Origin of the sequence: Paraburkholderia sp. BL6669N2, assembly GCF_003387275.1 — a bacterium.
In the GTDB taxonomy this organism is placed as follows: domain Bacteria; phylum Pseudomonadota; class Gammaproteobacteria; order Burkholderiales; family Burkholderiaceae; genus Paraburkholderia.
The window spans coordinates 4227373-4240126 of record NZ_QUNA01000001.1 but is presented as its reverse complement, the minus strand read 5'-3'; the positions used below and the strand labels follow the sequence as shown (position 1 = coordinate 4240126).

Here is a 12754-nt window from a genome sequence, read left to right as displayed (position 1 = left end):
TCCACGATGGCAGGCTCTCGCTCCTCCAGCATGCGCGGCAGCCGCTCGCGCCGCGCGATGGCCGACATCAACGTCGTGCCGTACATCGACGTGATGCTCGTGCTGCTCGTGATCTTCATGGTGACCGCGCCGCTCGTGGCCCCGTCGATCGTCAATCTGCCGACTGTCGGCGGCGCCGCGCCGCAGCAGCAAACGCCGCCCGTGATCGTGAACATTCGCGCGGACGGCAACATGAGCGTCAAGTACAAGGACGACTCGGGTGCGCAACAGCAGGAGAACATGACGAAAGCCGATCTGAACGGCTTCATCGCCGATCGCGCGCAATCGCATCCTGATCAGCCCGTCGTGATCGCCGCCGACAAGACCGTCAAGTACGAAGTCGTCATGAACGTGATGTCCGAACTGAAAGCTCGCGGCGTCAAGCGCGTTGGATTGCTCGTCAAATCGCAATGATCCGCAAGAATTCCGAATACCCGCTCCAGCCACCGCGTGAACGCGGCACCGGGCGAGCCTTTGCATTCGCGCTGGTGATGCACGCGCTGCTCGGGTTCTTCCTGTACCACGGCATTCAGTGGCAAAACAGTACGCCCGAAGGCGCGGAAGCGGAGCTGTGGACCGAAGTGCCGGATGTGGCGATTCCGCGTCCCGTGCCGCCGCCAGTGCCCGTTCCCGTGGCCCCTGCCCCGCCGGTGCGAGACGAACAGGCCGACATCGCGCTGCAGGAAAAGAAACGTCAGCAGCAGGAAGCGGCTCGCGAGGCGCAGTTGGCTGAACAGCAACGTCAGCAGAAACTGCAGGCGCAGCAGGAAGCCGAGGCGAAGCGTCAGCAACAACTTGCTGCGGAGCAGGCGGCGCAACTCGCCGCGCAGAAAGCTGCGGCAGCCAAACAGAAGCAGCAGCAACAGCAGGCCGACAAGCAGAAGCAACAGCAATTGGCTGAGCAGCAAAAGCAACAGCAGTTGAAAGAACAGCAGTTGAAAGAGCAGCAGCAGGAACAGCAGAAGCAGGCCGAGGCCGAAGCGCAGAAGAAAGCCGACGCGCAGAAAGCCGCGAAGGCCAAAGCGCAAGCCGACGCCGCGGCGCAAGCGAAGAAGCTGGATGCCGAACGTCGCGCACGACTCGCGCAAATGCAAGGCCTCGCGACCGGTGGCACCGGCTCGACCACCAGCGACGGGCTGGGCAAGAGCGGCACGGGCAGCGGCTCGGGTGGCACGGCGGCGTCGCCGGGGTACTCCGACAAGGTGCGGCGTGCCGTGCGCCCGAATATCTCGTGGGGCGGCGAAACGAGCGGTCTGGAGACGGTGGTCTCCGTGCGCTGCTCACCGACGGGTACCTTGCTGGGTGCCACGATTTCGCGCAGCAGTGGCAACGCTGCGTGGGACGACGCCGCGCTACGAGCGGTTCAGCGTACCGATCCGATGCCTCAGGACATCAATGGCAAGACGCCGCCAAGCTTCCTGATTACGTTGCGCCCGGCCGGTTGATTCACAGTAGTTTGACAGTCAGTTGACAGCAGACTCTGCGCCCTGCCCACCGGGGCGCGCTCGGGAACGAATTAGTTCTTTTCGGGTCTGTCTGCTGTCTTGAAGCGTTAGTAAACCGTTTTTGGGGAAACCATACAGCATGAGTTTGATGACCAAGCTAGGCCTGCGGACACTTGTAGCGTCGTGCCTGATCGCCGTTGGCGGCGCCGCCCACGCACAACTCAACGTCCTCGTGACAGGCGTCGGGTCCACCCAGTTTCCAATCGCAACGGCAAACTTCGCCAATGAAGCGAACTCGCCGCAGCAAGTCAGCACGATCGTGCGTCAGGATCTCCAACGCAGCGGCAAATTCACCAACATCGACGCGGGCTCCACGCCGGTCGCCGAAACGGATTCCGTCGACCTCGGCAGCTGGAAGGCCAAGGGTGCCAACGCGTTCGTGTCCGGCAGCGTGAACCGCCTGCCGAACGGCCAGTACGAAGTGCGCTTCAAGCTGTACGACACCGTCAAGGGCGAAAGCCTCGGCGGCCTCGTGCTGGTGAGCCCGGAAAGCGGTCTGCGCATGAGCGCGCACAAGGTCGCGGACTACATCTACGCAAAGCTGATGGGCGGTCGCGGCGTGTTCGCCACGCGCCTGTCGTACGTCATCAAGACGGGCGGCCGTTATCAATTGCAGATCTCCGATTCGGACGGCCAGGACGCGCATATCGCGCTCTCGAGCCCCGAGCCGATCATCTCGCCGGCATGGTCGCCAGATGGCACCAAGGTCGCTTACGTCTCGTTCGAAAAGAAGAAGCCGATCGTCTACATCCACGATCTGCCCACGGGTCGCCGTATCGTCGTGTCGGACCAGAAGGGTAACAATAGTGCACCGGCATGGTCGCCGGACGGACGCACGCTGGCCGTCGCGCTTTCGCGCACCGGCAACACGCAGATTTTCGCCGTCAACGCGGACGGCAGCGGCCTGCGCCGTCTCACGCAAGGCAGCTCGATCGACACCGAACCGTGCTTCTCGCCTGACGGCCAGTCGATCTATTTCACCAGCGACCGTGGCGGCCAGCCGCAGATCTACAAGATGTCGGCGCAAGGTGAAAACGCCGGCGCCGCGCAACGCGTCACGTTCACGGGCAGCTACAACACCAGCCCGCGCGTGAGCCCGGACGGCAAACAGCTCGCTTATATCTCGCGCGTCGGCGGCGGGTTCAAGCTGTATATCCAGGACCTGCAAGGCAACACCGCCACAGGCCTGACGGACACGACACATGACGAATCGCCGAGCTTCGCGGCGAACGGTCAGTACATTCTTTACGCCACACAGGTGAACGGCCGTGGCGTGTTGGCCGCAGTATCGACCGACGGTCGCACTCGGCAGGTCCTGTCCGTTCAGGGTGGCAGCGTACGCGAGCCATCCTGGGGCCCGTTTATGCAATAACGTTGATGCAATAACACAAGGAGAGTACTCAAATGATGTCAAAACTTCGCTTCGCTTTCGCCGTATTGATGGTCGGTGCACTGGCAGCATGTCACTCGGGCGTCAAGCTCGATGAAAACGCTAACAAGGGTGGTACGGTTTCGGCGCAGCCGAACCCGAACGATGTCGCAACGGTCAATGTCGATCCGCTGAACGATCCGAACAGCCCGCTCGCCAAGCGCAGCATCTACTTCGACTTCGACAGCTACTCGGTCAAGGACGACTATCAATCGCTGCTGCAACAACACGCGCAATACCTGAAGAGCCATCCGCAACGCCACGTCCTGATCCAGGGCAACACCGACGAACGCGGCACCAGCGAGTACAACCTGGCACTCGGCCAGAAGCGTGCTGAAGCCGTGCGCCGTTCGCTGTCGCTGATGGGCGTGACGGACTCGCAAATGGAAGCCGTGAGCCTCGGCAAGGAAAAGCCGCAAGCTACGGGTCATGACGAATCGTCGTGGGCACAAAACCGCCGCGCCGACCTCGTGTACCAACAGTAAGTAACGGGTGATGAGCCGAATGACGCATCGTTTCTCCTGGCTGCGCTTTGCCGCAGCGGCCTGCGTCGCGGGCACGGCCTTCGCGGCCGCGCCTGCGCATGCGGGCATCTTCGACGACGATCAGGCCCGTCAGGCTATTCTCGATCTGCGTTCGAAGACCGATAGCCTGTCGAGTCAGTTGTCGGCCGCGCAGCGCACCATCCTCGATCAGTCCAACCGTCTCGACCAGTTGAATCAGCAGGTCGCGACGCTGCGTGGGCAGAACGAGGACATGGCCAACCAGCTCGCCACCGTGCAGAAGCAGCAGAAGGACTACTACACCGATCTGGACACGCGCCTGAAGAAATTCGAGCCGCAGCAGCAGACGGTGGACGGCGTCCAGGGCGAGGTGCAGCCGGGTGAGACCGATTCGTTCAACGCGGCTTCACAGCAATTCCGCAACGGCGACTTCAAGAATGCGGCGGCATCGTTCCGCGCTTTCATCTCCAAGTTCCCGAACAGCCCATATCAGCCGACCGCGCAGTACTGGCTCGGCAACGCGCTGTATGCACTGCGCGACTACAAGGGTTCGACGGCAACCTGGCAGGGTGTGGTGCAGAAATATCCGCAGCATCCGCGGGCGCCGGAAGCGCTGCTGGCAATTGCTAACAATCAGCTCGAGCAAGGTCAGAAGGCGGCGGCCAAGAAGACGCTGGAGCAGATCGTCGCGCAATACGGCGGCTCGGACGTCGCGCAGTCGGCCCAGAGCAAGCTGTCGCAGATCAAGTAATTTGGTGGTATTACTCAAGTAGTTGGCAGTAACGCGCAGTGACCGACGTCATAGCCACGCGCGCCTCTCGCTGAAAAGCCCGGGCGGTCTGCCCGGGCTTTTCACTATTTGAAATGCGGCTCGGTGCGATGGGTTGACAGCGCGCCGAAGCTATCGCTATAATTTCGCTTCTCTTTTGGGTCGTTAGCTCAGCTGGTAGAGCAGCGGACTTTTAATCCGTTGGTCACAGGTTCGAATCCCGTACGGCCTACCAAAAGATTCAAGGGCTTGCACGCATTAGTGTGCGAGCCCTTTTCTTTTTGCGGCTCGGGTTGCGCAATGCAATCCCGCAAGACCGCTCGCGAAATTTATATCATAGCGACATATATTTACCGGTCTAGCTGCGGACTTTTCCCGCAACACTCACCACCATTTCCCACAACACGACCGGCGTTTTCTCTCGCCAACGCTATTGCCACAGACAGGAAACAACGGACTCCGAACTGAACATTTATTGAGACATAAAGACGTGCAATGATCGCCGCCGGTCGAGCGAACCACGCTGCGACTCTGCGTGAGCAGACGCTTTGGCAACGCCGCAGCCCCCTGCGCTTTCATTTCACCCATATGACTAATTTTCTGTTCGATCTGTTCTCGAACCTGGCTCTGCTTGCCTTCGTGCTGGCCGTCTGTCACCTGTGCAACCGCTTCGTCCCAGGCGCGTCGCTCAATGGCTCGCATATATTCGCCGCGCTGGCATCGACTGCATGCCTGCTCGATGCTGCGCTGACCTTTTTAGTGTTCGCCGATTCGCAGAGCCGCTACGGTCAGTTCAGCACATCGACTGCGTTTTTCGAGCGCAGCGGCGCATATCTGCTCGCGATCATCGTGGCTCTCACCTGGCGTCGCGCTGCCCGCCGCGCGAAAGTCAGCGCCGACAAGCCGCTCGTCATCCACACTTCACCGTATTCGAAATCGAATCTGCCGATGTAGGCACGACAAGCGTCATCGCTTCGAACGCGTCCGCCGAAGTGACTGCCTTTCCCGCCTGACACGCCATATGAGCCACTGGAACGGTCCTTGCGGATGCCCGCGCCGTCGCCTATAACGTCCGAAGACCGAGTGTTACCTGAGTTACCGCTTGCGCCCGTCATCGGGCATTCGCCGCTGTATTGCACCACCGCTGTTCAATCAGTCGAAGGCAACTCACCCAACGAGGAACATCTTGGATCTCGAAACCGTACGCGTGTTCATCATGACCCGAGGCATCGACCTCGGCACCAAGGTTGTCGGAGCAATCGTCCTTTGGATCGTCGGCCGGTGGCTCATCGGTCTGATTATCGGACTACTGCGCAAAGTGCTCGGGCGCAACGGCCGGGTCGATCCCACGCTGGCGCATTACCTCGGCTCGATTCTGGGCGCACTGCTGAACCTGCTGCTGATCCTCGCGATCCTGCAGGTGTTCGGTGTCCAGACGACGTCGTTCGCCGCGCTGCTCGCCGGCCTCGGCCTCGCCATCGGCACTGCCTGGGGCGGTCTGCTCGCCCACTTCGCGGCCGGCGTATTCATGCAGGTATTGCGTCCGTTCAAGGTCGGCGATTTCGTCACGGCGGGCGGCGTCACCGGCACGGTTTCGGAGTTGGGTCTATTCGGCACGACCATCGTGACGCCGGATAACGTGACCACTATCGTCGGCAATAACAAGATCTTTTCCGACACCATCTCGAACTACAGCATTCTCCCGGTGCGGCGCGTCGAGTTGACGGCGAAGATCGCCAACGGCGTCGATCCGACGGACGCGATGAACCGGTTGAAGGCGGCGGTCACACAGATTCCGAACGTGGCCGAGAGTCCCGCGCCGGACATCGAAGTATTGACCTTCACGCCGGAAGGCCCCCTGCTTTGTGTGCGGCCCTATACGAACAACGAGCACTATTGGCAGGTCTATTTCGACACCAATCGCGCGATCATCCAGACGTTCAAGGAAGCCGGCTACCCGACGCCGGAAACGCCGCTGGCGCCGCGTGCGGTGACCTGAGCATCGTCGAGCCGCGTGAATGGCTCGTGTCGCCAATTGTTAAATTCACGAGATTCAGAAGCACCAAAGAAAACGGCGTCGCGAAATTCGCGACGCCGTTTTTTATCTGGATACCTCTAGCACGAAAACCTCAACGGTTGCTCGGATTTGACGTGTTCTTGCGCATCATCTTCCACAACGCCCCAAGCAGGACGGGCACGACAGCCGCGCCGATACCCACCAGCACGATCACATTCAGATACTGACGGATAAACGGAATGTTGCCGAAGAAGTAGCCGAGCAACGTCAGCAGCAACACCCAGAAGAATGCACCGGCAAAGTTGAACAACTGGAACCGGCTCACGGTCATTTCCGATGCACCCGCAACGAACGGCGCAAAGGTCCGCACCACCGGAATGAAACGCGCCAGCACGATGGTTTTGCCGCCATGCTTCTCGTAGAAGTTGTGCGTCTTCTGCAGCGCGCTGCGATCGAGAAAGCGTTCGAGAAAAGGAATGTGCGAATTGAACACCCGCGGCCCAATGGCCCGCCCGATCATATAGTTGACGGTATTGCCGGCGATGGCCGCCACGAGCAGCAACACGATCAGCAAACCAATGTTCATCTCGCCGGTCGCGCAAAAAGCGCCGCCGATGAACAGCAGCGAATCACCCGGCAGAAACGGCAGGATCACGAGCCCGGTTTCGCAGAACACGATCAGAAATAGCACCGCGTAGACCCAGGCGCCGTAGACATGAATGAAGTCTCCGAGGAACTTGTCGATGTGCAAGACAAGGTTGACGAAATGTAGCAACGTGTCCAAAGAGAATCCTTTATGAAGCGAATATGACGATGGCAATGAACAGCCGTGTGACCAGGCCTGTTAGCGATGGCGGCCAGCGCTCACTCGCCGCCGGAAATTGACCGCGTCATGATACAGAAAGTGCCCGGCCACAATTAAAAATCTCCCGGATGTCGATGTGCTTGCGCGCGCCGCGGGCTTGCCGCGCTGAATCGCTATAATTTCGCCATGTCCGAATTCTCCGAAACGCCTGCCGGCCTCGACGCCGCGCCCGCGATTGCCGCCGCGGCGCCCGGCCCACGCCCGTTACGCGCGATCCAGCCCCTTCCCGATCAGCTGATCAGCCAGATCGCCGCCGGCGAAGTGGTCGAGCGGCCGGCCTCGGTCGTCAAGGAATTGCTGGAAAATGCACTCGATGCGGGCGCGCAGTCGCTGCGCATCCTGCTCGACGAAGGCGGCGTCAAGCGCATCTCGATCACCGACGACGGCTGCGGCATCCCCGAGAACGAACTCGTGCTCGCGCTGATGCGCCACGCCACCAGCAAAATCCGCTCGCTTGCCGAACTGGAAGCGGTCGCCACGCTGGGGTTTCGCGGCGAGGCGCTGGCCTCGATTGCGTCGGTCGCGCAGATGACCATCACGAGCCGCACGGCCGACGCGGCGCACGCGGTGCGCGTGGATGCGGAAACCGGCGTGCTGAGCCCCGCGGCCGGCACTCAGGGCACCACAATCGAAGTCCGCGAGTTGTACTTCAACACGCCGGCGCGCCGCAAGTTTCTGAAGAGCGAGCAGACCGAACTCGGCCATTGTCTCGAACAGATTCGCCGCGCGGCGCTGGCGCGGCCGGATGTCGCGATTTCGGTGCTGCATAACGGCAAGGCGGTCGAGCACTGGAACGCCAGCGAGCCGCCGGTGCGGGTCGCGAAGATTCTCGGCGAAACGTTCGCAACAGCCCATTTGCCGCTCGACGAATCCGCCGGACCGCTGGCCGTGTACGGTTGCGCGGGTTTGCCGACCGCGAGCCGCGGGCGCGCCGATCAGCAGTATTTCTTCGTCAACGGCCGCTTTGTGCGCGACAAGCTGCTCACGCACGCCGTGCGCGCCGCTTATGAAGATGTCCTGCACGGCGAGCGCTATCCATCCTATGTGCTGTTCCTCGATCTGCCGCCTGAAGCGGTCGATGTGAACGTGCATCCGTCGAAGATCGAAGTGCGATTCCGCGATTCGCGCTCGATCCACCAGTTCGTCTTCCACGCCGTGCAGCGCGCGCTGGCGCGGCATGCGGGCGCATCGCCGGAAACGACGGCGGGCGGGCATGCGGCACATCTCGAGCCTTCCGTCGGCGGACCGGCTTCGTTTGGCGCAACGCCGTTGGGTGGCGCGGGCATCGGCGGCGTCGCTTTCGGTGCGGGCAACCGCGTGGGCGGCCTCGGCGGCGGCTTGGGTGGCGCATCGGGCGGCGGCTTCGGCTCGTCGTCGCAGCAGCCAGGCAACACGTGGACGCGCCAGGCGCGCATGACGCAGGGCACGCTGCCGGTCGCGCAACCGCTCGCGTTTTACGACGCGCTCTTCGGCCGCAAAGACACCAACGCCGGCACGGCTGAAGGCGCCACGCTGTTCGAGGCGCGCGATTCGGCCGCCGAATCGCCATCGCCGTACAACGCGTCCGCGCCTTATCCGGCGCCTACGTTCCATGCCGCCGATGAGCAGCCGCTCGGCTTCGCCCTCGGCCAGATTCATGGCATCTATGTGCTGGCGCAGAACGCGCACGGTCTGGTGATCGTCGACATGCACGCCGCGCACGAACGCATTTTGTACGAGCAGTTCAAGAACGCGCTGGCCGATCGCACGATTGCCGTGCAGCCGCTGCTGATCCCGCAATCGATGCAGGCGGACCCGATCGAAATCGGCACCGTGGAAGAAGAACGCGACACGCTCGATGCGCTCGGTTTCGACCTCGCCGTGCTGTCGCCCACTACGCTCGCGATCCGCGCCGTGCCGGCGCTGCTGAAAGACGCCGATCTGCAGGCGCTGGCGCGCGCGGTTCTCGCCGACCTGCATGCGTTCGGCGGCTCGCGCGTGCTGACCGAACGTCAGCACGAGATGCTCGGCACGCTCGCCTGCCATCACGCGGTGCGCGCGAATCGTCGTTTGACGCTCGATGAAATGAACGCGCTGCTGCGTCAGATGGAAGCCACCGAGCGCGCCGATCAATGCAATCACGGGCGTCCCACGTGGTATCAGTTGACGCTGTCCGATCTCGATCGGCTGTTCATGCGTGGTCAATGACGTGACGCTGCTCCGACGCGCAACCGCTTGCCCATGACCGCGCACATGACGTCGCGCATACCCACGGTCGTGCCATGTCTGCTCGGCCCGACCGCATCCGGCAAAACGGCTGCCGCGCTGGCGCTCGCCGCGCGGCGCCCGGTGGAAATCATCAGTGTCGATTCGGCGCTGGTCTATCGCGAGATGGATATCGGCACGGCCAAGCCGACCGCTGAAGAACGCGCGGTGGCGCCGCATCATCTGATCGATATCATCGACCCCACCGACGCCTATTCCGCCGCGCAATTTCGCGCCGACACTTTACGGCTGACCGGCGAGATTCACGCGCGCGGGCGGCTGCCGTTGCTGGTCGGCGGGACCATGCTGTACTACAAGGCACTCACGCAAGGGCTCAACGATCTGCCCACCGCCGACGCGGATGTGCGCGCCACGCTCGACGCCGAGGCCGCGCGCGAAGGCTGGCCGGCCCTGCATGCACGGCTTGCCGTGGTCGATCCTGAGACGGCCGCGCGGCTGGCGCCGAACGATTCGCAACGGATTCAGCGGGCGCTCGAAATTTTCATGCTGACAGGACAGGCCATGTCCGCTTTACTGGCCGCGCCCGCCCCACAGGACGACGCCGCGGCCGCATGGCGCTTCGTGCCGATTGCACTGGAGCCGTCCGATCGCAGCGTGCTGCATGCGCGCATTGAGAAGCGCTTCGATGCGATGCTGGCCGGCGGTTTCGTCGATGAAGTGGTGAAGTTGCGCGAACGCGGCGACTTATTGCCCGAGATGCCGTCCATGCGTTGCGTGGGCTACCGGCAAGTCTGGGAGTATCTGGACGGCGCCGTCGACTATTCGACCATGCGCGACAAAGGCGTCTTCGCGACGCGCCAGTTGTGCAAGCGACAGCTCACATGGCTGCGAAGCATGCCAGAGCGGGTGGTGGTGGATTGCTGCGATCCGCACGCGACGGCGCGGGCGCTTGAAGAGATTGAAGCGTTGCTTTGAAACTTTGATTCGTGAAAGCTTTGAACCGCGCGGCGCCGGCTAGTCGCGCGCCGCGCGGTCTCGCAAGCCTTTTAGACCACGACGGTCTGAGCTTCACCGGCCGCGCTTTCGCGAATCACGCCGATCTTCCAGACCTGCTCGCCGGCAGCCGACAGCAGACCGATTGCCGCATCGGCATCAGCAGCCGACACAACCACGGCCATACCGATACCGCAGTTGAACACGCGGTGCATTTCCGCATCCGCCACGCCGCCGTGCTTTTGCAGCCACGAGAACAGCGGCGGCAACGGCCAGCCCCGATGATCCAGTTCAGCCGTCAGGCCTTCACGCAACACACGCGGAATGTTCTCGACCAGTCCGCCACCCGTGATGTGCGCCATGCCCTTGACGGCGATCTGCTGCATCAGCGCCAGCAGCGGCTTCACATAAATATGCGTGGGCGCCATCAACGCGTCGGCGAGCGAACGGCCGTCGAAATCCGCGTTCAGATCCGGCTGCGCGCGCTCGATGATCTTGCGCACCAGCGAAAAACCATTCGAATGGATGCCGCTCGACGCCAGGCCCAGAACCACGTCTCCGGGCGCGATGGTGCTGCCGTCGATAATCTTGCTCTTTTCAACCGCGCCGACCGCGAAACCGGCCAGATCGTACTCGCCGTCGGGATACATACCCGGCATTTCCGCCGTCTCGCCGCCGATCAGCGCGCAGCCCGACAGTTCGCAGCCGTGCGCGATACCCTTCACGACCGTTGCCGCCGTGCCGACGTCCAGCTTGCCGCAGGCGAAATAGTCGAGGAAAAACAGCGGCTCGGCACCTTGTACGAGAATGTCGTTCACGCTCATCGCCACCAGATCCTGGCCGACGGTGTCGTGTTTGTTCAGTTGAAACGCGAGACGCAGCTTGGTGCCGACGCCGTCGGTGCCGGACACCAGCACCGGTTCCTTGTATTTCTTCGGCACTTCGAATAGCGCGCCGAACCCGCCGATGCCGCCCAGCACGCCGTCGCGCATCGTCTTTTTGGCAAATGGCTTGATCGCGTCGACCAGGGCGTCGCCCGCGTCGATGTCCACGCCGGCGTCGCGATACGACAGACCTTGGGCCGAATCAGTTGAATTCGGGGCGGATTTCGGTTGATTCATGGGGAAGAGCTCGAAGGTCGGTAAAATGCGATTTTACCCGATGCCGGCCCGGAGTTGGCGCTTCAGCGCTTACTCCGGCCCCATACAGAGTTGCCGGCCGACTGGCTGGAATTTGCATCACCCTCACTGATCCGGTCGCGACGACACCTGGGAAACAAACCTTGCAAGAGAACTCTTCGATACTGACGCCTGTTCAGCGCCGCGCCTTTATCTGGCTGGCTATCGCGCTCGGCGTCGGCATTTTGCTCTGGCTGCTGAGTCCGGTTCTCACGCCATTTCTGCTCGGCGCGATTCTCGCGTACATTCTGCAGCCGGGCGTGGCGTGGATGGTGCGGCGGCGCGTGCCGCGCGGTCTGGCCGCCTTGCTGATGATGCTGCTGTTCACGCTCGTGATGACGCTGCTCGTGCTGCTGGTTCTGGCGGTCATCCAGAAAGAAGCGCCGCAGCTCAAACAACAGGTGCCTGTATTCTTTGCACACGTGAACGCCTGGCTGCAACCCAAGCTGGCCATGCTGGGACTCGCCGATTCGCTCGATTTCGCCAGTCTGCGCGATCTCGTCATGGGGCAACTGGAAGGCAGCGCGCAAACCGTTGCGGTTTACGCGTGGACCTACATCCGCACGAGCAGCAACCTGATGATGACGGTGGTCGGCAACGTGGTGCTGGTGCCGCTCGTGCTGTTCTATCTGCTGTACGACTGGAACCGCATGCTCGCGCGTGCGCAGGTTGTCGTGCCGCGCCGCTGGCTCGACAAGACGCTGCAACTGGCGCGTGACATGGATCAGATGCTGTCGCAATACCTGCGTGGCCAGTTACTCGTGATGGGCGTGCTGGCGGTGTTTTACGCGGTGGCGCTGACCATTGCGCGCTTCGAGATCGCGTTGCCGGTCGGTATTTTTACGGGACTCGCGGTGTTCATCCCGTACATCGGTTTTGCAACCGGCCTTGCACTCGCGCTGCTCGCGGCACTGCTGCAATTCGGCGACTGGTACGGCTTCGGCGCGGTCGCGCTGATTTACGGCGTCGGCCAGATCCTGGAGAGCTTTTTTCTCACGCCGCGGCTGGTGGGCGAACGGATTGGACTGCACCCGCTCGCGGTGATTTTCGCGTTGCTCGCGTTCGGGCAGCTGTTCGGCTTTTTCGGTGTATTGCTGGCGTTACCGGTCAGCGCGATTCTGTCGGTCGCCGTGCGCGAGTTGCGGCAAAGTTATCTGACGAGCACGCTTTATAACAACTGACTGCTCCTTGACTATTTCGGCCCGTCATACGGCCATTTGCGGCCCAAGCCTCCTTTTCGGCATTCACCTA

General features: G+C 62.1%; 12 protein-coding genes and 1 tRNA gene. 11 read left to right on the top strand and 2 right to left on the bottom strand.

Annotation, left to right across the window (positions count from 1 at the left end; translation table 11 throughout):
* The first annotated feature begins 6 nt into the window (after positions 1–6).
* From tolR to B0G80_RS19240, 8 genes are all read left to right on the top strand, one after another.
* Positions 7–453 carry a protein TolR gene (tolR, locus tag B0G80_RS19275; protein ID WP_012431820.1) on the top strand — a complete coding sequence of 149 codons (447 nt, stop codon included), beginning with the start codon at positions 7–9 and terminating at the stop codon, positions 451–453.
* Positions 450–1484, top strand: coding sequence for a cell envelope integrity protein TolA (tolA, locus tag B0G80_RS19270; protein ID WP_116119021.1), 1035 nt, complete (start codon positions 450–452; stop codon positions 1482–1484). The genes tolR and tolA overlap by 4 nt, the downstream gene beginning before the upstream one ends.
* A gap of 139 nt (positions 1485–1623) precedes the next feature.
* Positions 1624–2916, top strand: a complete 1293-nt coding sequence (gene tolB / locus B0G80_RS19265; protein WP_106284475.1) for a Tol-Pal system beta propeller repeat protein TolB — start codon at positions 1624–1626, stop codon at positions 2914–2916.
* A 32-nt stretch (positions 2917–2948) separates the two neighbouring features.
* A complete protein-coding gene (gene pal / locus B0G80_RS19260) occupies positions 2949–3458 on the top strand; it encodes a peptidoglycan-associated lipoprotein Pal (RefSeq protein WP_012431817.1) in 510 nt (169 codons plus the stop codon).
* 19 nt (positions 3459–3477) lie between these two features.
* Positions 3478–4227, top strand: a complete 750-nt coding sequence (gene ybgF, locus B0G80_RS19255) for a tol-pal system protein YbgF (protein WP_116119020.1) — start codon at positions 3478–3480, stop codon at positions 4225–4227.
* A 177-nt stretch (positions 4228–4404) separates the two neighbouring features.
* A tRNA-Lys gene (locus B0G80_RS19250) sits at positions 4405–4480 on the top strand.
* Positions 4481–4833: 353 nt separating this feature from the next.
* A complete protein-coding gene (locus tag B0G80_RS19245; protein WP_106284519.1) occupies positions 4834–5199 on the top strand; it encodes a hypothetical protein in 366 nt (121 codons plus the stop codon).
* A 232-nt stretch (positions 5200–5431) separates the two neighbouring features.
* On the top strand, positions 5432–6244 hold the full coding sequence (locus B0G80_RS19240; RefSeq protein WP_116119019.1) for a mechanosensitive ion channel family protein: 813 nt from the start codon (positions 5432–5434) through the stop codon (positions 6242–6244).
* Between the two features lie 130 nt (positions 6245–6374).
* Here B0G80_RS19240 and B0G80_RS19235 read toward each other — a convergent pair whose 3' ends face one another.
* On the bottom strand, positions 6375–7046 hold the full coding sequence (locus B0G80_RS19235; RefSeq protein WP_106284478.1) for a DedA family protein: 672 nt from the start codon (positions 7044–7046) through the stop codon (positions 6375–6377).
* Between the two features lie 207 nt (positions 7047–7253).
* Between B0G80_RS19235 and mutL the strand changes: the two genes are divergently transcribed.
* Together mutL and miaA are read left to right on the top strand one after the other, a co-directional pair.
* On the top strand, positions 7254–9314 hold the full coding sequence (gene mutL / locus B0G80_RS19230; RefSeq protein WP_106284479.1) for a DNA mismatch repair endonuclease MutL: 2061 nt from the start codon (positions 7254–7256) through the stop codon (positions 9312–9314).
* Between the two features lie 45 nt (positions 9315–9359).
* Complete coding sequence (gene miaA, locus B0G80_RS19225; RefSeq protein ID WP_116119764.1) at positions 9360–10307, top strand: tRNA (adenosine(37)-N6)-dimethylallyltransferase MiaA; 948 nt, start codon at positions 9360–9362, stop codon at positions 10305–10307.
* A gap of 71 nt (positions 10308–10378) precedes the next feature.
* Here miaA and purM read toward each other — a convergent pair whose 3' ends face one another.
* Positions 10379–11446 (bottom strand): phosphoribosylformylglycinamidine cyclo-ligase, encoded by a 1068-nt coding sequence (purM, locus tag B0G80_RS19220; RefSeq protein WP_012431808.1) that lies wholly within the window; start codon positions 11444–11446, stop codon positions 10379–10381.
* Between the two features lie 161 nt (positions 11447–11607).
* On the opposite strand from purM, the gene B0G80_RS19215 reads away from it, so the two are divergent.
* Entirely contained in the window at positions 11608–12684 is a 1077-nt protein-coding gene (locus B0G80_RS19215) for an AI-2E family transporter (protein WP_106284480.1), read from the top strand.
* The last annotated feature ends 70 nt before the right edge of the window (positions 12685–12754 follow it).